8 protein-coding genes and 1 pseudogene are annotated in these 24,727 nt (G+C 68.6%); 6 read left to right on the top strand and 3 right to left on the bottom strand.

Annotated features, from left to right (window positions below; all coding sequences use genetic code 11):
- Positions 1-4: 4 nt before the first annotated feature.
- Positions 5-178 carry a hypothetical protein gene (locus ACV4UZ_RS11660; protein ID WP_491600990.1) on the bottom strand — a complete coding sequence of 58 codons (174 nt, stop codon included), beginning with the start codon at positions 176-178 and terminating at the stop codon, positions 5-7.
- Positions 179-563: 385 nt separating this feature from the next.
- Between ACV4UZ_RS11660 and ACV4UZ_RS11655 the strand changes: the two genes are divergently transcribed.
- The 6 genes and pseudogenes from ACV4UZ_RS11655 to ACV4UZ_RS11630 all read left to right on the top strand — a co-directional run.
- Positions 564-1,646, top strand: a complete 1,083-nt coding sequence (locus ACV4UZ_RS11655) for an NAD-dependent epimerase/dehydratase family protein (RefSeq protein WP_491600989.1) — start codon at positions 564-566, stop codon at positions 1,644-1,646.
- The gene (locus ACV4UZ_RS11650) at positions 1,643-2,860 is read left to right on the top strand and encodes a glycosyltransferase (RefSeq protein ID WP_491600988.1); all 1,218 of its coding nucleotides are present in this window, start codon (positions 1,643-1,645) and stop codon (positions 2,858-2,860) included. The genes ACV4UZ_RS11655 and ACV4UZ_RS11650 overlap by 4 nt, the downstream gene beginning before the upstream one ends.
- Before the next feature lie 15 nt (positions 2,861-2,875).
- Positions 2,876-4,222: a B12-binding domain-containing radical SAM protein gene (locus ACV4UZ_RS11645; protein WP_491600987.1), complete on the top strand. Its 1,347-nt coding sequence runs from the start codon at positions 2,876-2,878 to the stop codon at positions 4,220-4,222.
- A gap of 226 nt (positions 4,223-4,448) precedes the next feature.
- Positions 4,449-19,361 carry a beta strand repeat-containing protein gene (locus ACV4UZ_RS11640; protein ID WP_491600986.1) on the top strand — a complete coding sequence of 4,971 codons (14,913 nt, stop codon included), beginning with the start codon at positions 4,449-4,451 and terminating at the stop codon, positions 19,359-19,361.
- Positions 19,362-19,555: 194 nt separating this feature from the next.
- Positions 19,556-21,577 carry an O-linked N-acetylglucosamine transferase, SPINDLY family protein gene (locus ACV4UZ_RS11635; protein WP_491600985.1) on the top strand — a complete coding sequence of 674 codons (2,022 nt, stop codon included), beginning with the start codon at positions 19,556-19,558 and terminating at the stop codon, positions 21,575-21,577.
- Positions 21,577-23,343: pseudogene (locus ACV4UZ_RS11630) on the top strand (O-linked N-acetylglucosamine transferase, SPINDLY family protein); the annotation flags it as partial. The gene ACV4UZ_RS11635 and the pseudogene ACV4UZ_RS11630, both read left to right, overlap by 1 nt.
- A 576-nt stretch (positions 23,344-23,919) precedes the next feature.
- Here ACV4UZ_RS11630 and ACV4UZ_RS11625 read toward each other — a convergent pair.
- Together ACV4UZ_RS11625 and ACV4UZ_RS11620 are read right to left on the bottom strand one after the other, a co-directional pair.
- On the bottom strand, positions 23,920-24,138 hold the full coding sequence (locus tag ACV4UZ_RS11625) for a hypothetical protein (RefSeq protein ID WP_491600984.1): 219 nt from the start codon (positions 24,136-24,138) through the stop codon (positions 23,920-23,922).
- 111 nt (positions 24,139-24,249) lie between these two features.
- Positions 24,250-24,726, bottom strand: coding sequence for a molybdenum cofactor biosynthesis protein MoaE (locus tag ACV4UZ_RS11620; protein WP_491600983.1), 477 nt, complete (start codon positions 24,724-24,726; stop codon positions 24,250-24,252).
- Between the last annotated feature and the right edge of the window lies 1 nt (position 24,727).

The following is a 24,727-nucleotide window of genomic DNA, read 5'->3' as shown; positions in this document are numbered from 1 at the left end:
GAGGTCAGCGGCGGTGGGCCAGATCGGCGATCTCGCGGTGGTCGAGCATGGCCAGTTCGCGCTCGAGCCGGCGGGCGGCGGCGAAGGCGCGCAACCCGGCGACGATGCGGCGGACCATGTCGGCCGGACGGAAATCCAGATCGAGGGAAGCGGTGTGGGTGAGCTGGTGGAGGGTCATGGCGGCAACCTCGATATCGGGTGTTTCTGTCTTGCCCCCACCATACGGCGACCACCGAACGGCGAGAATCGACCAATTCGCATGCGCCGATGCAAAAACCGCATAACGGTACCGAATTGCCGAAATAATCACATTTAAATTGGCATTATTCCAACCTGCCCGTAATTCGTCCATTTAATGAAGTTTTATGGAATCCCGGGCGATAAAGAGGAGTTTCAACGATGGCCGGCAGAATTACCGGCCGGTTTTCAGAGCCCTCCAGCATGAACCGGACAAGAATCGTCGTTACGGGTGGAGCAGGGTTCGGCCACGACCGACTCCTTGACGGAACCAGGACCTCGACTCCGCGTGCAGAGGGAGGAGCCGTCAGCACGGGGGAGAGGTCATGAGCGTCGTCATCGTTACCGGTTCGGGAGGTCTGATCGGCGCCGAGGCCGCCCGTTTCTTCGGTTCCAAGGGCATGACCGTCATTGGCGTCGACAACGACATGCGCCGCTACTTCTTCGGCGAGACCGCCAGCACCGCCTGGGCCCGTGGCGAATTGCAGCGGAACGTCAAGGGCTATGTGGACTGCGAGGCCGACATCCGCGACGCGGCGGCCATCGACGCCATCTTCGCCCGCTACGGCGCGGCCGTCCAGGCGGTGATCCACACCGCCGCCCAACCGTCCCACGACTGGGCGGCCAAGGAGCCGCAAGTGGACTTCACCGTCAACGCCAACGGCACCCTGGTGCTGCTGGAGGCGGTGCGCAAGCATTGTCCCGATGCCTGCTTCATCCATTGCTCCACCAACAAGGTCTACGGCGACACCCCCAACGCCCTGCCGCTGGTGGAACGGGAAACCCGCTGGGAACTGGACCCGGCCCACCCCTGGGCCGAGCACGGCATCGACGAGAGCATGTCCATCGATGCCAGCACCCATTCGCTGTTCGGGGTGTCCAAGGTGGCCGGCGACCTGCTGGTCCAGGAATACGGCCGCTATTTCGGCATGAAGACCGCCTGTTTCCGCGGCGGCTGCCTGACCGGACCGGGCCATTCGGGCGCCCAGCTGCACGGCTTCCTGTCCTATCTGGTCAAGTGCGCCGTCACCGGCGATCCCTATACGGTGTTCGGCTACAAGGGCAAGCAGGTCCGGGACAACATCCATTCCGCCGATCTGGTCAACGCCTTCTGGCACGTGTTCCAGGCGCCGAAATCGGGCGCCGTCTACAACATGGGCGGGGCGCGCCACTCCAATTGCTCCATGCTCGAAGCCATCTCCATGTGCGAGGAGCTGACCGGGCGGCCCATGAACTGGTCCTATTCCGAGGCCAACCGCATCGGCGACCACATCTGGTGGATCAGCAGCGTGGAGCGCTTCAAGGCCGACTACCCCGGCTGGGCCTTCACCTACGACGTCCGCCGCATCCTGGCGGAGATTCACGACGCCATGGCCGAGCGCACCCGCCGGACTCAGAGGACCGCATGATGTTCGCCTACGTCGATACCGGATTGTGGAACAATCTGGGCCACCATGCCAATTCGGCGCGCCACATCGTGTCCGAGACCCGGTCGCGCGGCATTCCCTGCGCCGTCCTCGGCCATGTCAGCCTCGAGGACGGGCTGCGCGACGAACTGTTCGCCACCCCCTGGTTCCGTTGCCACACCTATGGCAGCTACGACCAGGACCCGGTCTGCGGCTGGCTCAGCAATTTCGAGATCGTCGCCCGCACCCTGGCCGAGGATCTGACCCGTATCCAGGGCGTGTCCAGCTCGGACCTCATCTACGTCAACTCCATCCAGCCGCCCCAGTTCATGGGCGTGGTGCGCTGGGCCCAATCCCTGCCCGAGGACCAGCGCCCGACGGTGATCATGGAATTCGGCACCGATCCCGGCCTGCAGGCCTACGACACCCCCGAGGGGCTGCGCTTCGCGCCCATGGACACCCGGGTGGATTCGCGGGCGGTGCTGCTGCGCTACACCGCCCGCCACCTGACCCCCGCCGACCGGAAATGGCTGAAGCTGGCCACCTTCGACGCGCAAAGCTCGTCCATCTTCCAGATGCTGCTGGACTTTCCCGTAGGCACCCTGCCCCTGCCGCAGCAGGCGGTCACCCCCTGCCGCGACCGCACGGGACGGCGGCCGGTCACCGTCAGCGTCCTCGGCCATCAGCGGGGCGAGAAGGGCTACGACAAGGTCCCCGGCGTGGTGGCGGGCCTGCTGGCCGGGCGCGACGACATCCGGGTCCTGGTCCACAACGGCTGGCCCGAGGGCATGGTCACCCAGCAGCAGGAGCTGCGCGCCATGGCCGCCGCCGATTCCCGCCTGGTCCTCGACGAGCGCACCGCCGACGCCGTTCTGTGGTCCTCCCTGCTCGACCAGTCGGACCTGATCGTCTGCCCCTACAACCGCAACCGCTTCATCTCGTCCTATTCCGCCGTGGCCAGCGAGGCCATGGCCAACGCCATTCCGGTGGTGGTGCCCGAGGGCACCACCATGCATGCGGTGATCCGTGAATTCGGCGAGCCCGGCACAATATTCAGGGAAGAGACCGTCGAGGCGATCCTGGCGGCGACCAACGCCGCCCTCGACGATTACGACCGCCTGGCCGGGCTGGCCCGGCAGGCATCCATCCGGTGGGGGGAAACGCGCGGCGCCAAATGCCTCGTGGACACCTTGCTGTCCTGGCAAGCGGCCTCTTGAAGAAGGACTAGGCCAATGAAGGTTCTGTTCAGCAATCCCCCGTGGTGGCAAGGCCAGGCGCTGTACCCCCTGCCCGATGGCCGTCAGGCGCTGGTTCACCGTGCCGGCGTGCGGGCCGGCTCGCGCTGGCCGTTCACCTTCTTCCTGGGCCACGGCCCGGATGAATGGCAGTTCGGGTCGTATCTGCCCTACCCCTATTTCATGGGGCATGCCGCCACCTGGGCCAACCGGGAACTGGGCGGCAACGTCACCTTCCGCGATTCCATCGCGCTTCGGGAATCCTACGACAAATACTACGAGTTCCTGGATGCCGAGCGCTTCTCCCACATCGTCATCGAATCCGCCTCGCCCAGCTGGGAGCACGACAAGGGCGTGATCTCCGAGATCGCGCGGCGCCTGCCCCACACCCGCTTCATCATCACCGGCCCCATCACCAGCCACGGCGAGGCCCTGCTGGACGAGGCGCCCAACATCCAGGCCGCCGTGCGCGGCGAATACGAGAAGGGCGTCATCAAGGCGCTGAACGGCGCCAACGGCGTGGTGGATTTCGACCTGCTGAGCGTGGCCGAGATGAATTCCGCCCCCTTCCCCTATTTCGACGACGTCATCGCGCACCGCTACTGCGACACCAACCCGCGCGGCCAGCAATTCCCCCAGGCCCAGGTGCTGTCCAGCCGCGGCTGCCCCTACAAGTGCATCTTCTGCGTCTGGCCGGCCACCATGACCTCCAACGATCCGGACGGCGGCGGCAAGCGCATCGTCCGCCAGTATTCGGCCGATTACATGGAGGCCTTCCTCACCGAACTGGTGCAAAAATACGGTTTCCGCTCCATTTACTTCGACGACGACACCTTCAACCTGGGCGACCGCCACGTGGAGAAGATGTGCCAGGTGATGCGCAAGGTCGGCGTGCCGTGGTCGGCCATGTGCCGCGCCGACACCTCCAGCTTCCATCTGTGGCAGGAAATGAAGGACAGCGGCTGCTTCGGGGTCAAGATCGGCTTCGAGAGCGGCAACCAGGAGGTGGTCGACAACATCGTCAACAAGCGCCTGAACCTGGAGGAAGCCCGCAAGACCGCCTTCGAGATCAAGCGGGTGGGCATGACGCTGCACGGCACCTTCACCTTCGGCCTGCCGGGCGAAACGCCCGAGCAGATGCAGGACACCGAGACCTACATGGCCTCGCTGCCGCTGGATTCGTGCCAGAAGTCGGGCTGCGCCGAGATCGAGGGGGCGCCGCTGCACACCTTGGGGCGCACCTCCAACCTGAAAGCCTATCCCGGCGCCAAGCTGGACGAAAACTACAGCCGCGAGACCGACGGCCAGATGAAAATCGAAAAAATGCGAGCCCTACAGGCTTGACCCGACATACCCAATTCCCAGGCTCGGCGGCGGCAGGACAAAAGTATTAGTGCCTGCGCCGCCAGCGGCGGAAACCGGGAGATTCCAATGGGATTGCGCGGTCCGGGCGCCGATAAATTCATTGCTTACGGGCCTGCGTTTTGGTAGTTAATTAACCTGAGTGCCAATATATTTTTCGCGAGCGGGCGTCCGAAGCGGCGCGTGAATCTCCAGAAAGGGGGTAGCCGTGGTTTCTTCAGTCACATTCCTGTCGGCGGCGCAAATCTCGCAGCTGTCGACGACCAGCGTCGCAAACTGGGTGACCACGGACATCGCAGCCCTGGTCTCGACCCAGCTTCAGGCGCTTACGGTCACCCAGATCCAGGCTCTGGAAACCACCGACATCGCGGCACTGACGACGACGCAGCTCAGCGTGCTGAGCTCGACCCAGATCGCCGCCTTCGAGAACACGCAGATCGTCTTCGACGCGGCCCAGCTCGGCGTTCTCAACGCCTCGCAGCTCGGCGCCTTCTCGACCTCGGACGTCGCGGCACTCAGTTCCACGGCGGTCAGCGGCCTGACCACCACCCAGCTGGCCTCGCTCTCGACCACCCTGCTCTCCTCGCTCGAGACCACGGATCTGGCGGTCCTCACCACCACCCAGATTTCCGGCCTCAAGACCTCCCATGTGGGGGCGCTCTCCACCACCAGCCTCAACGCGCTCACCACCACCAGCCTTGCCTCGTTGAGCGCGGCCCAGGTGGCCGGCCTTTCCGCCACCCAGGTCGGCGGCCTGTCCACCACCCAGACGGCGGCGCTGTCCACCACCGAGCTGAACGCCCTGTCCACCACCCAGCTCGGCGGCCTGTCCACCACCCAGCTGGCCAACCTGACCACCACGCAGCTGGGCGGCATCTCGGCCACCCAGATCGCCAATCTCACCACCACCTCGCTCAATGCGCTGACCACCACCGGACTGGCCAGCCTGACCACCACCCAGGCCCGGAGTCTGACCGCCACCCAGCTGGGCGGCCTGACCACCACCAACCTGAACGCCCTTGAAACCACCGACATCGCCTCGCTGTCCACCACCTCGCTGGGCGGCCTGACCACCACCCAGTCGGCGGCGCTGACCACCACCTCGCTGTCGGCCCTGACCAGCACCGAAGTCGGCGCGCTGACCGTCACGCTGCTCAACGCGCTGTCCACCACCAACGCCGCCGCGCTGACCTCGACCCAGATCACCGGCCTGAACTCGGCCTTGCTGGCCGGTTTCTCCACCACCAATCTCGGCGCCCTGGCCACCACCACGCTGGCGGCGCTGACCACCCAGCAGCTGCGCGGCCTGACCACCACCCAATCGACGTCGCTGACCTCGACCCAGGTCAGCAATCTGACCTCCACCCAGGTGGGGGTCCTGGCGGCCTCGGTGTTCAACGCCCTGACCACCACGGCGCTCAACACGCTGTCCACCACCCAGCTGGGAAGCATCTCCACCACCCAGCTTTCGGGCCTGACCACCTCCACCCTGAACGCGCTGCAGACCACCAGCATCGCCGGCCTGACCCTTACCCAGGTGCGGAATCTGTCCGCCACCCAGGTGGCCGGCCTGACCACCACCCAGGTCAACGCCTTCGAGACCACCGACGTCGCCGGGCTGACCACCACCCAGGTGTCGACGCTGACCACCACCCAGCTGGCGGCGCTGACCTCGACCCTGGCCTCTGCGCTGACCGCCACCGAAATCCGCGCCCTGTCCGCCACCCAGCTTTCCGCCCTGGCCACCACCGCCCTGGCCGAACTGTCCACCACCCAGGTGGCGGCCATTGGAACGGCCCAGGTCACCAGCCTGTCGACCACGGCGCTGAACGCGCTGTCGACCTCGGCCATCGCCGGCCTGAGCGTCCTCCAGGCCCGGAGTCTGACCGCCACCCAGGTTGCCGGCCTGACCACCACCGCCCTGGACGCCCTTGAATCCACCGATCTGGCCGCCCTGTCGGTCACCGCGCTCAACGGCCTGACCACCACCAACGTCGCCCGCCTGAGCACCACCCAGTCCAACGCCCTGTCGGCGGCCCAGGTGGCCGGCCTGACCACCACCAAGATCAATGCCCTGGCCACCACCAACGTGGCCGACCTGTCCGCCACCCAGGTCCGGGCCCTGACCGCCACCCAGATCGGCGGCCTGTCCACCACCAATCTGAACGCGCTGGAAACCACCGACCTGGCCATTCTGAACGCCAGCCAGATCGCGGCGCTGACCACCACCCAGATCGGGGCGCTCACCACCACCAGCGCCACCGCGCTGACCGTCACCGAACTGCGGAATCTGACCGCCACCCAGCTGAATGCGCTGTCCACCACCAACGCGGCCGAGCTGACCACCACCCAGGTGGGTGGGCTGACCACCGGCCAGGTGTCCGGCCTCAACACCACCAACCTCAACGCGCTGTCCACCACCTCCCTGGCCGGCCTGACCGCCACCCAGGTCAAGGCGCTGACCACCACCCAGATCGCCGCGCTCACCACCACCCAGCTCGGCGCGCTGGAAACCACCGATCTGGCGGCGCTGACCGCGACCCAGATCAACGCGCTGACCACCACCAACCTGGCGCAGCTCTCCACCACCCAGGTGGGGGCCTTCACCGCCACCCAGGTGGGCGGCCTGTCCACCACCCAGCTCAACGCGCTGGAAACCACCGACCTGGCGGCGCTGTCCACCACCCAGCTGCGACAGCTGACCGCCACCCAGATCGGCGGCCTGACCACCACCCAGGTCAACGCGCTGGAGACCACCGATTTCGCGGCGCTGACCGCCACCCAGGTCGGCGGCCTGACCACCACCCAGGTGGCGGCGCTCTCCACCACCCAGGTTGGCGCCCTGACCGCCTCCGAGACCAAGGCGCTGACCGCCACCCAGATCAACGCGCTGACCACCACCGGCGTGGCCGAACTGACCACCACCCAGGTGTCGCTGCTGACCACCACCCAGGTGGCCGGCCTGTCCACCACGGTGCTGAACGCCCTGGCCACCACCACCGTGGGGGCGCTGAACGCCACCCAGGCCCGGAGTCTGACCACCACCCAGGTGGCGGCGCTCACCACCACCCAGGCGGCTTCGCTGTCCACCACCGAACTGGGGGCGCTCACCGCCACCGTGTTCAACGCGCTCACCACCACCAACGTTGCGGCGCTGTCCACCACCCAGCAGACCGCCCTGTCGGCCACCCAGTTCCGGGGCCTGACCACCACCGCGCTGAACTCGCTGGAAACCACCGACGTCGCCGCCCTGTCCGTCACCCAGGTGCGCTCGCTGACCACCACCCAGATCAGCGGCCTGTCCACCACCCAGCTGAACGCGCTGGAGACCACCGACCTGGCGGCGCTCAACGCCTCCCAGGTGGCCAGCCTGACCACCACCCAGATCGCGGCGCTGACCACCACCCAGGTGGGCGCGCTCACCGCCACCGAGACCAAGGCGCTCAGCACCACCCAGCTCAACGCCCTGACCACCACCAGCGCGGCCGAGTTGACCACCACCCAGGTGGGTGCCTTGACCACCGCCCAGGTGGCGGGTCTGTCCACCACCAACCTGAACGTGCTGTCGACCACCGCCCTGGCGGGTCTCAACATCACCCAGGCCCGGAGTCTGACCACCACCCAGGTGGGCGCGCTGTCCACCACCGCGCTCGGCGCCCTGGAAACCACCGATCTGGCGGCGGTGACCGCCACGACCATCAACGCGCTGTCGACCACCAACGTGGCGGCGCTGTCCACCACCCAGGTCTCGGCCCTGTCCAAGACCCAGGTTTCCGGCCTGTCCACCACCGCCCTGAACGCGCTGGAAACCACCGACATCGCGGCGCTGTCCACCACCCAGCTGACCGGCCTGACCGCCACCCAGGCCGGCGGCCTGTCCACCACCCAGATCAACGCGCTGGAAACCACCGACGTGGCGGCGCTGTCCGCCACCCAGCTCAGCGGCCTGTCCACCACCCAGGTGGCCGGGCTGACCACCACCCAGGTGGGCAGCCTGAGCGCCACCGGGACCAAGGCGCTCTCCACCACCCAGCTCAACGCGCTGACCACCACCAGCGCGGCCACCCTGACCACCACCCAGATTTCCGGGCTGAGCACCGCCCAGGTGGCCGGCCTGTCCACCACCGCGCTGAACGCGCTGTCCACCACCACCATCGCCGGCCTGAACGCCACCCAGGCCCGGAGTCTGACCACCACCCAGGTGGGCGCCCTGACCACCACCCAGGCCGGCAGCCTCTCCACCACCGAACTGGGCGCGCTGTCCGCGACCGTGTTCAACGCGCTGTCCACCACCAACGTGGCGGAACTGTCCACCACCCAGCAGGGTGTCCTGTCGGCGACGGTGTTCAGCGGCCTCGGCACCACCGCGCTGAACGCGCTGGACACCACCGGCGTGGCGGCGCTGACCACCACCCAGATCAAGAACCTGACCGCCACCCAGATCGGCGGCCTGACCACCACCACGCTGAACGCGCTGGAAACCACCGACATCGCGGCGCTGACCGCCACCCAGGTGTCGGGCCTGACCACCACCCAGGTGGCGGCGCTCTCCACCACCAACGCGGCGGCGCTGACCGCCACGGAAGTCCGGGCGCTCTCCACCACCCAGCTGAACGCGCTGACCACCACCGGCGCCGGCGTGCTGACCAGCACCCAGGTGTCCAGCCTGACCACCACCCAGCTGTCGGCGCTGTCCACCTCCAACCTGAACGCCCTGACCACCACCGGTCTGGCGACCCTCAACGCCACCCAGGCCCGGAGTCTGTCCACCACCCAGGCGGCGGCCCTGACCTCGACCGCGGCGGCGGCCCTGTCGAGCACCAGCCTGGCGGCGGTGACCGCCACGGTGCTGAACGCGCTCACCACCACCAACGTGGCGGCGCTGACCACCACCCAGGTCTCGGCCCTGACCATTACCCAGGCGGCCGGCCTGTCCACCACCCAGCTGAACGCGCTGGAGACCACCGACGTCGCCGCCCTGACCACCGCCCAGGTGCGCAGCCTGACCTCGGCCCAGGTCGCCGCGCTGACCACCACCCAGGTCAACGCGCTGGAGACCACCGACATTGCGGCGCTGACCACCACCCAGGCGGCGGCGCTCACCACCACCCAGCTGGGCGCGCTCAGCTCCACCTCGGCGGCGCAGATCACCACCGCCGACCTGCGCGCGCTGACCGCCACCCAGTTGAACGCCCTGACCACCACCAGCGCCGCCTCGCTCAGCAGCACCCAGGTCTCGGCGCTGACCTCCACCCAGGTGGCCGGCCTGTCCACCACCAACCTCAACGCGCTGACCACCACCGCCATCGCCAACCTCAACGCCACCCAGGCCCGGAGTCTGACCAGCACCCAGACCGCCGCCCTGACCACCACCCAGTTGGGGGCGCTGGAGACCACCGATCTGGCGGCGGTCACCACCACGGCGCTGAACGCGCTCACCACCACCAACGTGGCGGCGCTGACCACCACCCAGGTCTCGGCGCTGACCACCGCCCAGGTGGGCGGCCTGTCCACCACCCAGCTGAACGCCCTGGAAACCACCGACGTGGCGACCCTGTCGACCGCGCAGGTGCGGTCGCTTTCCGCCACTCAGGTGGGCGGGCTGACCACCACCCAGGTGAACGCGCTGGAAACCACCGATCTGGCCGCGCTGACCACCACCCAGATCGGCGGACTGAACACCACCCAGACCGGAGCGCTGGCCACCACGGCCGTGTCCGTGCTGACCGCCACCGAGGTTGGCGCGCTGTCCACCACCAACCTCAACGCGCTGTCCACCACCAACGTGGCGGTGCTGTCCACCACCCAGGTCTCCAGCCTGACCAGCGGCCAGGTGGGCGGCCTGTCCACCACCAATCTGAACAACCTGACCACCACCACGCTGGCCAGCCTGACGGCGACCCAGCTGCGGGGCCTGACCACCACCCAGACCGGCGGCCTGACCACCACGGCGGCGGCGGCTCTCAACTCGGCCGTGATCAGCACCCTGACCGCCACCCAGATCAACGCCCTGTCCACCACCAGCCTGGCCGGCCTGACCAGCACCCAGGTGGCCAGCTTCAGCACCACCCAGGTGAGCGGCCTCAACACCACGACGCTGAACGCCCTGGAAACCACCGACGTGGCGGCCCTGACCACCACCCAGGTGCGCTCGCTGACCACCGCCCAGATCGCCGGTCTGTCCACCACCAACCTGAACGCGCTGGAAACCACCGATCTGGCCGCGCTGACCACCACCCAGGTCTCGGCGCTGACCACCACCCAGACCGCGGCGCTCGCCACCACCGGCCTGGGCAGCCTGACCGCCGCCCAGGCGGCGGCGCTGTCCACCACCCAGATCAACGCGCTCACCACCACCGGCGTCGCGACGCTCACCACCACCCAGCTGGCCAGCGTCACCTCCGGCACCGTGGCGGGCCTGTCCACCACCAACCTGAACGCGCTCTCCACCACGGCCCTGGCGGGCCTGAACGCCACCCAGGCCAGCGGGCTGACCACCACCCAGGCCGCCGGCCTGACCACCACGGCGCTGGGCGCCATCGAGACCACCGATCTGCGCGCCATCTCGGCGACCACGCTGAACGCGCTGACCACCACCGGCGTGGCGGCCCTGTCCACCACCCAGGTCGATGCCCTGACCACCACCCAGGTCAGCAGCCTGTCGACCACCCAGCTGAACGCGCTGGAGACCACCGACGTGGCGGCGCTCTCCACCACCCAGGTGCGCTCGCTCACCGCCACCCAGATCTCGGCCCTGACCACCACCCAGGTGAACGCGCTCGAGACCACCGACATCGCGGCGCTGACCACCACCCAGGCGACCAGCCTGACCTCCACCCAGACCGGGGCGCTCTCCACCACCGCGCTGTCCGGCCTGACCGCCACCGAACTGAGCGTCCTGAACACCACCCAGATCAACGCTCTCACCACCACCAACGCGGCGGCGCTGACCACCACCCAGGTCGACGGCCTGAGCGCCACCCAGGTGAGCGGTCTGTCCACCACCGTGCTCAATGCCCTGGCCACCACCACCCTGGCCAGCCTGACCGCCACCCAGGCGGCGGGCCTGACCACCACCCAGGCGGCCGGCCTGACCACCACCTCCATCAGCGAACTGACCACCACCGAACTGCGCGCCGTCAGCGCCACCGTGCTGAACGCGCTGACCACCACCGGCGTGGCCGCGCTGACCACCGCCCAGACCAGCGCCCTGACCACCACCCAGGTGGCCGGCCTGTCGACGACCCAGCTCAATGCGCTGGAAACCACCGACGTGGCGGCTCTGACCACCACCCAGGTCCGGAGTCTGACCGCGACCCAGGTCGGCGCCCTGACCACCACCCAGGTCAACGCCCTCGAGACCACCGACATCGCCGCCCTGACCAATACCCAGGTCGGCGCCCTGACCACCACCCAGGTGGGCGCCCTCAACACCACGGCGCTGTCCGGCCTGACGGCCACCGCCGTCGGGGTGCTGACCACCACCCAGATCAACGCGCTCTCGACCACCAACACCGCGGCGCTGACCACCACCCAGATCGACGGCCTGACCGCCGCCCAGGTCGGTGGCCTGTCCACCACCAACCTGAACGCGCTGTCCACCACCGGCATCGCGAGCCTGACCGCCACCCAGGCGGCGGGGATCACCACCACCCAGTCGGCGGCGCTCAGCACCACCCAGCTCGGCGCCATCGAGACCACCGATCTGCGCGCCATTACCGCCACCGTGCTGAACGCGCTGTCGACCACCAACGTGGCGGCGCTGTCCACCACCCAGGTCGACGCGCTGACCACCACCCAGGTGGCCGGCCTCAGCACCACCCAGTTGAACGCTCTCGAGACCACCGACGTGGCGGCGCTGTCCACCACCCAGGTGCGGAGCCTGACCACCGCCCAGGTGGGGGCCCTGACCACCTCCCAGGTCAACGCGCTCGAGACCACCGACATCGCCGCCCTGACCAACACCCAGATCGGGGCGCTCACCACCACCCAGACCGGCGCGCTGTCCACCACCGCCCTGTCCGGCATCACCGCCACCGAAGTCGGCGCGCTGACCACCACCCAGATCAACGCGCTCTCCACCACCAACGCGGCGGCGCTGACCACCACCCAGCTGACCGGCCTGACCGCCACCCAGTTCGGCGGCCTGACCACCACCACCATCAACGCGCTGTCCACCACCGGCGTGGCCAGCCTGAACGCCACCCAGGTGGCCGGCATCACCACCACCCAGGCGGCGGCGCTGTCCACCACCCAGCTGGGCGCCATCGAGACCACGGAACTGCGCGCCCTCTCCGCCACCGTGCTGAACGCGCTGACCACCACCAACGTGGCCGCCCTGTCCACCACCCAGGTCGACGCGCTGACCACCACCCAGGTGAGCGGCCTCGCCACCACCCAGCTGAATGCCCTGGAAACCACCGACGTGGCGGCGCTCTCCACCACCCAGGTCCGGAGTCTGACCACCGCCCAGGTGGCCGCGCTGAACACCACCCAGGTCAACGCCCTCGAAACCACCGATATCGCGTCGCTGACCACCACCCAGGTGGCCGCCCTGACCACCACGCAGACCGGGGCCCTGACCACCACCGCCCTGTCCGGCGTCACCTCGACCGAAGTGGCGGCCCTGTCCACCACCCAGTTGAACGCGCTCTCCACCACCAACGCGGCGGCGCTCACCACCACCCAGATCGCGGGTCTGACCGCGACCCAGGTCGGCGGCCTGTCCACCACCAACCTGAACGCGCTGTCCACCACCGGCGTCGCCAGCCTGAACGCCACCCAGGCGGCCGGCATCACCACCACCCAGGCGGCGGCGCTGTCCACCACCCAGCTGGGCGCCATCGAGACCACCGATCTGCGCGCCATTACCGCCACCGTGCTGAACGCGCTGTCGACCACCAACGTGGCGGCGCTGTCCACCACCCAGGTCGATGCGCTGACCACCACCCAGGTGAGCGGCCTCGCCACCACCCAGCTGAATGCCCTGGAAACCACCGACGTGGCGGCCCTGTCCACCACCCAGGCCCGGAGTCTGACCACCACCCAGGTGGCGGCCCTGAACACCACCCAGGTCAACGCGCTGCAGACCACCGACATCGCGTCGCTGACCACCACCCAGATCGGGGCGCTCACCACCACCCAGGCGGCGGGCATCACCACCACCAACCTGGCCAGCCTGACCGCCACCGAGATCGGCGCGCTGTCCACCGCCAACCTGAACGCGCTGACCACCACCGGCGCGGCGGCGCTGCTCACCACCCAGGTGGCCGGCCTGACCACCACCCAGGTGGCGGCGCTCTCCACCACCAACCTGAACGCGCTGACCACCACCAACCTGGCGAGCCTGAACGCCACGCAGGTCGGCGCCCTGACCACCACCCAGGCGGCGGCCCTGTCCACCACCGCGGTGGCGTCGCTGACCACCACCGAGGTCACGGCGCTCTCCACCACCAACCTCAATGCCCTGACCACCACCCAGGTGGCGTCGCTGACCACCACCCAGGCGGCGAGCCTGACGGTCACCCAGGTGGCCGGCCTCAGCTCCACCCAGCTGAACGCCCTGGAAACCACCGACGTGGCGGCGCTCTCCACCACCCAGGTGCGTTCGCTGACCACCACCCAGATCAGCGGCCTGACCACCACCCAGATCAACGCGCTCGAGACCACCGACGTGGCGGCGCTGACCACCACCCAGCTGGACGGCCTGACCACCACCCAGGTGGCCGGCATCACCACCACCCAGCTGGCGGCCGTGACCACCACCCAGGTGGCCTCGCTGACCGCCACCCAGGTGGATGCGCTGACCACCACCGGCATCGCGGCGCTGTCCACCGCCCAGGTGTCGAGCCTGACCACCACCCAGGTGAGCGGCCTGGCCACCACCACGCTGAACGCCCTGGAGACCACCGACGTGGCGGCGCTGACCACCACCCAGGTGCGCTCGCTGACCACCGCCCAGGTCGGCGCGCTGTCCACCACCCAGATCAACGCGCTGGAGACCACCGACATCGCCGCCCTGACCACCACCCAGGTCACCGGCATCACCAGCACCCAGACCGGGGCGCTGACCACCACCGCCCTGTCCGGCATCACCGCCACCGAGGTCGGCGCGCTGTCCACCACCCAGATCAACGCGCTGTCCACCACCAACGCGGCGGCGCTGACCACCACCCAGCTTGACGGCCTGACCTCCACCAACGTGGCCGGCCTCAGCACCACCGTGCTCAACGCCCTGTCCACCACCGGGCTGTCCAGCCTGACCGCCACCCAGGCGGCGGCGCTGACCACCACCCAGGCCGCCGGCATCACCACCACCCAGCTCGGCGCCCTGACCACCACCCAGGTGACGGCCATCTCGGCCACCACCCTGAACGCGCTGACCACCACCGGCGTGGCGGCCCTGTCCACCACCCAGGTGGCCAGCCTGACCACCACCCAGGCCGCAACTCTCAGCACCACCCAGCTGAACGCTCTCGAGACCACCGACGTGGCGGCCCTGTCCACCACCCAGGTGCGCTCGCTGACCACCACCCAGGTGGCGGGCCTGACCACCACCCAGGTCAACGCCCTGGAGACCACCGACATCGCCGCCCTGACCACCACCCAGGTCACCGGCATCACCACCACCCAGATCGGGGCGCTCAACACCACCGCCCTGTCCGGCATCACCGCCACCGAGGTCGGCGCGTTGTCCACCACCCAGGTGAACGCGCTCTCCACCACCAACGCGGCGGCGCTGACCACCACCCAGCTGGGCGGACTGACCACCACCCAGGTGGCCGGCCTCAGCACCACCAACCTGAACGCCCTGTCCACCACCGGTGTCGCCGGCCTGTCCGCCGCCCAGGTGGGCGCGCTGACCACCACCCAGGTGGCAGCCATCTCCACCACCCAGCTGGGTGCCATCGAGACCACCGACATCGCGGCGCTCTCCGCCACCCAGGTGGATGCGCTGACCACCACCGGCATCGCGGCGCTGTCCACCGCCCAGGTGTCCAGCCTGACCACCACCCAGGTGAGCGGCCTGGCCACCACCACGCTGAACGCCCTGGAAACCACCGACGTGGCGGCGCTGACCACCACCCAGGTGCGCTCGCTGACCACCGCCCAGGTCGGCGCGCTGTCCACCACCCAGATCAACGCGCTGGAGACCACCGACATCGCCGCCCTGACCACCACCCAGGTCACCGGCATCACCAGCACCCAGACCGGGGCGCTGACCACCACCGCCCTGTCCGGCATCACCGCCACCGAGGTCGGCGCGCTGTCCACCACCCAGATCAACGCGCTGTCCACCACCAACGCGGCGGCGCTGACCACCACCCAGCTTGACGGCCTGACCTCCACCAACGTGGCCGGCCTCAGCACCACCGTGCTCAACGCCCTGTCCACCACCGGGCTGTCCAGCCTGACCGCCACCCAGGCGGCGGCGCTGACCACCACCCAGGCCGCCGGCATCACCACCACCCAGCTCGGCGCCCTGACCACCACCCAGGTGACGGCCATCTCGGCCACCACCCTGAACGCGCTGACCACCACCGGCGTGGCGGCCCTGTCCACCACCCAGGTGGCCAGCCTGACCACCACCCAGGCCGCAACTCTCAGCACCACCCAGCTGAACGCTCTCGAGACCACCGACGTGGCGGCCCTGTCCACCACCCAGGTGCGCTCGCTGACCACCACCCAGGTGGCGGGCCTGACCACCACCCAGGTCAACGCCCTGGAGACCACCGACATCGCCGCCCTGACCACCACCCAGGTCACCGGCATCACCACCACCCAGATCGGGGCGCTCAACACCACCGCCCTGTCCGGCATCACCGCCACCGAGGTCGGCGCGTTGTCCACCACCCAGGTGAACGCGCTCTCCACCACCAACGCGGCGGCGCTGACCACCACCCAGCTGGGCGGACTGACCACCACCCAGGTGGCCGGCCTCAGCACCACCAACCTGAACGCCCTGTCCACCACCGGCGTCGCCGGCCTGTCCGCCGCCCAGGTGGGCGCGCTGACCACCACCCAGGTGGCGGCCATCTCCACCACCCAGCTGGGTGCCATCGAGACCACCGACATCGCGGCGCTCTCCGCCACCCAGGTGGACTCGCTGACCACCACCGGCATCGCGGCGCTTTCGACCGACCAGGTGTCCAGCCTGACCACCACCCAGGTGAGCGGCCTCGACACCACCACGCTGAACGCCCTGCAGACCACCGACGTGGCGGCGCTGACCACCACCCAGGTGCGCTCGCTGACCACCACCCAGATCGGCGCGCTGTCCACCACCCAGCTCAACGCGCTGGAGACCACCGACATCGCCGCCCTGACCACCACCCAGGTCACCGGCATCACCAGCACCCAGATCGGGGCGCTGTCCACCACCACCTTGTCCGGCATCACCGCCACCGAGGTCGGCGCGCTGTCCACCACCCAGCTGAACGCGCTCAGCACCACCAACGCGGCGGCGCTGACCACCACCCAGCTGGGCGGACTGACCACCACGCTGGTGGCGAACCTCAGCACCACCAACCTCAATGCCCTGTCCACCACCGGCGTGGCCGGCCTGAGCTCGACCCAGGCGGCGGCGCTGACCACCACCCAGCTGGCCGGCATCTCCACCACCCAGCTCGGCGCCGTGGAAAGCACCGACCTGGCCGCGCTGACCGCCACCCAGGTCAACGCCCTGACCACCACCGGCGTGGCGGCCCTGTCCACCACCCAGGTGTCCAGCCTGACCACCACCCAGGTGGCCGGCCTCAGCACCACCCAGCTGAACGCTCTCGAGACCACCGACGTGGCGGCCCTGACCACCACCCAGGTGCGCTCGCTGACCGCCGCCCAGGTCGGTGCGCTGAACACCACCCAGGTGAATGCTCTCGAAACCACCGACATCGCGGCCCTGACCACCACCCAGGTGGGTGCGCTGACCACCACCCAGCTGGGGGCCATCACCACCACCGCCCTGTCGGGGGTCACCACCACCGAGATCGCGGCCCTGAGCACCACCCAGGTGAACGCGCTCAGCACCACCAACACGGCGGCCCTGACCACCACCCAGCTGGGCGGCCTGACCACCACCCAGGTGGCCGGCCTGGCCACCACCAGCCTCAACGCCCTGTCCACCACCGGCGTGGCGGGTCTGACCTCGACCCAGGCGGCGGCGCTGACCACCACCCAGCTGGCGGCCATCACCACCACCCAGCTCGGCTTCATCGAGACCACCGACCTGGCGGCACTCTCCGCCACCCAGGTCAACGCGCTGACCACCACCGGCGTGGCGGCCCTGTCCACCACCCAGGTGGCCAGCCTGACCACCACCCAGGTGAGCGGCCTCGGCACCACCACGCTGAACGCGCTGGAAACCACCGACCTGGCGGCCCTGACCACCGCCCAGGTGCAGTCGCTGACCACTGCCCAGGTCGCCGGCCTGACCACCACCCAGATCAACGCCCTGGAAACCACCGACGTGGCGGCCCTGACCTCGACCCAGGTCGGCGGCATCTCCACCACGCAGCTGGCCGGCATCTCCACCACCCAGTTGGGCGTCATCGAGACCACCGACATCGCGGCGCTCTCGGCCACCCAGCTCAACGCCCTGACCACCACCGGCGTGGCGGCCCTGTCCACCACCCAGCTGGGGGCGCTGTCCACCACCCAGGTGGCCGGACTGTCCACCACCGCCCTGAACGCCCTGTCCACCACCAGCGTGGCGGCCCTGTCCACCACCCAGGCGGCGGCGCTGACCTCCACCCAGACGGCGGGCCTGTCCACCACCAATCTGGCGGCCATTGAAACCACCGATCTGGCGGCGATCTCCGCCACCGCGGTGAATGCCCTGACCACCACCGGCATCGCGGCGCTGTCCACCGACCAGGTGTCCAGCCTGACCACCACCCAGATCGGCGGTCTTGGCACCACGGCGCTGAACGCCCTGCAAACCACCGACGTGGCGGTGCTGACCACCACCCAGGTTGCCAGCCTCTCCACCACCCAGGTGGCCGGCCTCAGCACCACCACGCTGAACGCCCTGTCGACCACCGACGTGGCGGCGCTGTCCACCGCCCAGGTTGCCAGCCTGACCACCACCCAGGCGGCCGGCCTCAGCACCACCCAGCTCGGCTTCATCGAGACCACCGATCTGGCGGTGCTCTCCGCCACCACGCTGAACGCGCTGACCACCACCGGAGTGGCGGCCCTGTCCACCACCCAGGTTGCCAGCCTGACCACCACCCAGGTGTCCGGCCTCAGCACCACCCAGCTGAACGCCCTGGAAACCACCGATCTGGCGGCGCTGACGGTCACCCAGGTGCAGAGCCTGACCACCGCCCAGGTGGCCGGCCTGTCCACCACCCAGCTGAACGCGCTGGAGACCACCGACCTGGCGGCGCTCACCGCCACCCAGATCGCGGGTCTGACCACCACCCAGGCGGCGGCCATCACCACCACCAACCTGGCGGTGCTGACCACCACCCAGATCGGCGCCCTGGAGACCACCGACCTCAACGCCCTGACCACCACCCAGGTGGCGGCCCTGTCCACCACCCAGGTGCAGAGCCTGTCCACCACCCAGGTGGCCGGCCTCAGCACCACCCAGCTGAACGCTCTCGAGACCACCGACGTGGCGGCGCTCACCACCACCCAGGTGGCCAGCATCACCGACACCCAGGCGGCTGCCCTGACCGCGGCCAAGCTGGGGGCGCTGACCGCCACCGGAATCGGAGCCCTGTCCACCACGGCGGTCAACGCGCTGACCACCACCAACGTGGCCGGCCTGACCACCGCCCAGATCGGCGGTCTGACCACCACCCAGCTGGCGGGTCTCACCACCACGGTCTTCTCGGCCATCGAGAGCACCGACATCGCGGTGCTGACCACCACCCAGATCAGCGGCCTGACCTCCACCTCCATCGAGGCCCTGACCACCACCCAGGCCCACAGCCTGACCACGACGCAGATCGCCTCGCTCTCCACCACCCAGGTTACCGGGCTGGAGACCACGGACATCTACGCCCTGACCTCGGTCCAGGCAGCGGCCTTCACCGGTTCGCAGGTAGGCAGCTTCAACTCCGATCAGTTGAACGCCTACAGCTGGGCCAACAGCGGGTCCAACACCAACACCTAAGGCGAAATGAGCCGTCCCATGGGGGACGGCTCATCCCTCCTTTCCGGATAGGTCCACACGTGGCGGTGACGGCTGGCGTCGATCCCGTCTCCAAGGCATCAATCCGTTAACCATTGAGCGGTCATTATGAAGGCGCCCCGTGCGGAGCGGCTGTTCCGGGCGGGGGGCTGCCTCAACCGGATTCGGGACGCTCGATGACACAGGATGTCTTTCTGTCCGCGGTGAAGGCCCTGACCGAAGGGCGGCTCACCCTGCAGGACGTATTCGGAACCGCCGAAGCCCTGCACCGGGGGGGAAGCCCCGATCTGGCCCTGCAGATCTACCATCTGTGGATCGGCCTCAATCCGGATCACCACCTGCTTTATGCCGCCTACTTCAACCAGGCGGTCACCTTCTCGGCGGTCGGCCGGCCCGACCAGGCCAAGGCCTCGCTGGAGAAATCCATCGAACTCAACCCCGACTTCTACCCCGCCTACATCAACCTGGGGGGCGTCACCGAGGCGCTGGGCCAGCCCGACGCGGCGGTGGAAACCTGGAACCGCCTGGTCAGCCGCCTGGGCTCCATCACCGGCCACGGCATCCGCATGAAGGCCACCGCCCTGAAGCAGATCGCCCGGGTGCTGCAGGACCGCCAACAGGCGGTCGCCGCCGAGGAGGTGCTGCGCCAGAGCCTGGAACTGGACAATACCCAGCGCGAAAACGCCGAGCACATGCTGGCCGGCCGCATGGTCCAATGCCGCTGGCCGGTGGTGGTGCCCTTCGAGGGCATGGACCACCTGACCCAGATGCGCAATTTCAGCCCGCTGTCGCTGGCCGCCTATACCGACGATCCGCTGCTGCACTTGGCGTCGGCCTGGGAGCATTGCAACAAGATGTTCGGGCGGCGCATTCCCCGCCTGCCCGAGATCCGGCCGGAAGAGCGGACCGACCGCACCCGCCTCAGGATCGGCTATGTATCGTCCGACCTGAAGGCCCATGCGGTGGGCTACCTGATCGCCGAAATCTTCGCCCTGCACGACCGCTCCAGGGTGGAGATCTTCGCCTATTATTGCGGTCCCGCCGGTGAGGACCCGCTGAAGGCCCGCATCCGGGGCGATTTCGACCACTGGATCGACATCACCGGCATGAACGACGAGACCGCCGCCAACCGCATCCGGGACGACGGCATCGACATCCTGGTGGACTTGAACGGCCACACCAAGGGGGCGCGCACCCGGGTCTTCGCCATGCGGCCCGCCCCGGTGAACGTCAACTGGCTGGGCTATCCCGGCACCATGGGCACCGCCTATCACCACTACATCATCGCCGACGAGTGGATCATTCCGCCGGGCCGCGACATGTACTGTTCGGAAAAGGTGATGCGCCTGCCCTGCTACCAGGCCAACGACCGCCAGCGCGCCGTGGCGGCCGAGCCGCCGTCGCGCACCCAGGTCGGGCTGCCCGAGGACGGCGCGGTGTTCTGCTGCTTCAACAGCCAGCAGAAGATCACCCGGCTGATGTTCGAGCGCTGGATGCGCATTCTGAACGCGGTGCCCGGCAGCGTGCTGTGGCTGCTGGAGGCCAGCGAGGACGTCCACAACCGCCTGTGGGAGCACGCCGAGAGCTGCGGCATCGCCCGCGAGCGGGTGATCTTCGGCGGCCGGCTGCCCAGCCCCGACCATCTGGCCCGGATGACCCTGGCCGACCTGTTCCTCGACACCTTCCCCTACGGCGCCCACACCACCGCGTCGGACGCCCTGTGGATGAGCGTGCCCATCCTGACCCTGTCGGGCCGCAGTTTCGCGTCGCGGGTGGGGGGATCGCTGCTGCGCTCGGCGGGACTGCCCGAGCTGGTGTGCTCGACCCCCGACGAATACGTCGAGACGGCCATCGCGCTGGGCAACGACCGCTCGAAGCTGCAGGCCTATCGCGAACAGCTGCGCGCCGCCAAGCCCAACGCGGTGATGTTCGACACCAACCTGCTGGTCAGCCGGCTGGAGGGCCTCTACGCCGAGATGTGGGACGACTTCATGTCCGGACGCCTGCCGCGCCCGGACCTGCGCAATCTCGACACCTATCTCGACGTCGGCACCGAACACCCGGCGGAAGCCGTCGATTTCGCCTCGGAAGACGAGTACTTCGCCCGCTGGCGCAAGGGCCTCGCCGAGCGCGACCATCTTTATCCCATCCCGGCGGACAGCCGCATGTGGCCCGCCCCTGACACGGAGAACGGTTGATGAGCAACGCCCTGGCCGAGGTGATGAACCAGATCGCGTCCGGCAAGATCGAGGCCACCCGCGTCATCGCCGCCGCCGACAGCCTGGCCCTGCAGGGTGCCGACACCGATGCGGTCGGCCTTTACCGCACCTGGCTGCAGTACAATTCCGAGAACCCGCTGGCCTATGCCATCCAGTACAATCTCGGTGTCCTGCTGGGCAAATTCGGCGACCAAGACGGCGCCGTCCTGGCCTTCCAGGCGGCCATCGCCCAACGGCCCGACTTCTTTCCCGCCCACATCAACCTGGGCAGCACCTTCGAGCGCATGGGCCGCACCCCCGATGCCGTGACCCAGTGGCTGGGCCTGGTCAACCAGCTGCCCGGCATCACCGGCGACACGGTCAACTACAAGGTCTCGGCCTTGAAGCAGATCGGCCGGGTGCTGGAGCACACCTCGCTGGAGGAATCGGGCGAGGACGCGCTGCGCCAGTGCATCGAGCTGGTCCAGCCCGCCGACGCCATGCAGCACTGGATCGCCATCCGCCAGAAGCTCTGCAAGTGGCCGGTCCTGTCCGGCATTGCCGGCCCCAGCCGGCGCCAGCTGTTCGCCGCCATGTCGCCCCACTGCCTGGTCTTCCATACCGACGACCCGCTGCTGCACCTGGCGCGCGGCTGGAAGTACTACAAGGCCAAGATCGGACGGCCCAAGGTGTTCTTCGACCGTGAGAGCCACCGCGCCGCCCTGGCCAAGCGCCCCAAGCGCCGCATCCGCATCGCCTACCTGTCATCCTATTTCCGCGAGCACGCCCACGGCTACCTGACGGCGGAAATGTACAAGCTGCACGACCGCTCGCGCTTCGAGGTCTTCGCCTATTCCTGCTCGCGCCGCACCGGCGACCGCATCCAGACCCAGCTGATGAAGGACGTCGATCACTGGGTCGACATCCTGGAAATGTCCGACGAGGACGTGGCCCGGCGCATCCATGCCGACGGCATCGACATCCTGATCGACTTCAACGGCTATACCGGCGAGGCCCGCCCGGCCATCATGGCCATGCGCCCCGCCCCGGTCGCCGTCAACTGGCTGGGATATCCCGGCTCCATGGGCACGCCCTACCACGATTACGTCATCGCCGACGACTTCACCATTCCGCCCGATCACGAGCTCTATTACTCGGAGAAGGTGGTGCGGCTGCCCTGCTATCAGCCCAACGACCGCAACCGGCTGGTGGCCGACATCAAGTGGACGCGCGAGGCGGCGGGCCTGCCGGCCAACGCCACGGTGTTCTGCGGCTTCAACGGGCTGCAGAAGTTCACCGCCCCCATGTGGGGCCGCTTCATGGACATCCTCTCCCGGGTGCCCAATGGCGTTCTGTGGCTGCTGGACGGCGGCGAGCGCATCAACGAGCGCCTGCGCCAGGAGGCCATCAAGCACGGCGTCACTCCCGACCGCATCATCTTCGCTCCCAAGATCATCAATTCCGAGCACCTGTCGCGCTATCCCCTGGCCGACCTGTTCCTCGACACCTCGCCCTGCGGCGCCCACACCACCGCCTCCGACGCGCTGTGGATGGGGGTTCCGGTGCTGACCGTGGCGGGCCGCGGCTTCGCGTCGCGGGTCTGCGGCAGCCTGGCGACGGCCGCCGGGCTGGGCGAGCTGGTCTGCTCCACCTTCGAGGAATACGTGGACAAGGCGGTGGACCTCGGCAACGACAGGCGCCTGCTGGCCGGCTACCGGGACCGGCTGGCGGCCAACCGCGCCACCTGCGACCTGTTCAACACCGACAAGCTGGTCACCCATCTGGATGCCCTGCTGGAAGGGATGTGGAACGACTTCCTGGCCGACCGGGTACCAGTACCCGACCTGACCAACATGGACATCTACGACGAGATCGGCACCGATCTGGACGATGACGCCCTGGAAATGCTGGCCCGGCCCGATTACCTGGACCTCTACCGCGCCCAGTTGGACGAATTCCACCGCCACTGCCCGGTTCCCCCGGACACGCGACTGAGAACGGGGAACGCCGCGAAGGCCAAACCGGCCACCGCCCCCAAGGCCAAGGGCAAGAAGGTCCGGTAACGGCCCGTCCGCCTGAGGCTGAATCCGGTCGCTTCCGCCGTCACCCCCGGACTTGATCCGGGGGGCAGGATTGCCGGGCCAGGCCCGGCAATGACGGGCAGGGGAATGCTTTCACCTGAGTCCGACAGATCATGCCGGCCGTCATTTGACCTGACGTGTCATCCTGACGACCGCAGGGAGGACGGATCTTTCAGCCGCAAGCGACTGCCGCCATGGCGTGAATGATCCCTCGCCAAAGCTCGGGATGACAGGAAGGGTCGGTTCTTTCGGCGGATGGTATCAGACGGAAAGGTCCAGCATGGCGCCGCGTCGGGGGGTGGCGGCGCCTTCGCTCTTGCCCGCCTCGTCGGTCCTCGCCCTGTCGCGGGGACGGTCCGTCTCTTCCGTCTTTTCCGACGTCTCGGCACCCGAGGGACGCGCCAGCTGGGTGACGCGGGAATAGCTGCGGGCGCCGTGAATGTAAGGCCAGGAAACGGATTGGCGGATCAAGTCGGACATGGCGGGACGAACCTGGAAAACTCAGGTCGCCATTCTACCACAAGGCAAGAGGTTAACAAAAGGTAAAAGCAAGCCCGCCGGCGACGTTCTCGCCCCTTTTACCCCGTTGAATCAGGGCTTTACCCGATCCCAACGCGATGCCGCCGCGTCGTCGGACTCCTTAGCCTCCACCCAGGCATCCCCTTCCGGGGTGTGCTCCACCTTCCAGAACGGCGCCCTGGTCTTCAGCCAGTCGATGAGGAAGCGGCAGGCTTCGAAGGCCGCGTCGCGATGGGCGGACGACGCCGCCACCAGCACGATGCGCTCGCCCGGCTCCAGCCTGCCGTAACGGTGGATCACCAGTACGTCGTCCAGGGGCCAGCGGCCGCGCGCTTCGGTCTCGATGGCCTCCAACTGGCGTTCGGTCATGCCGGGATAGTGTTCCAGGGTCATGGCGTTGACCGCCGCGCCACTGGCGGGATCATGGCCCATGTAGTCGCGCACCAGCCCGACGAACAGGCAGATGCCGCCCACATTGGTCTTGCCCGAGGAGAAGCGGGCCAGCTCGGCGCCGGGGTCGAAATCCTCGCTCTGGACGCGGATGGCCATG

This window comes from Paramagnetospirillum sp., assembly GCF_058402745.1.
The sequence above is the reverse complement of the archived record's forward strand: the minus strand, read 5'-3'. Positions and strand labels throughout refer to the sequence as shown.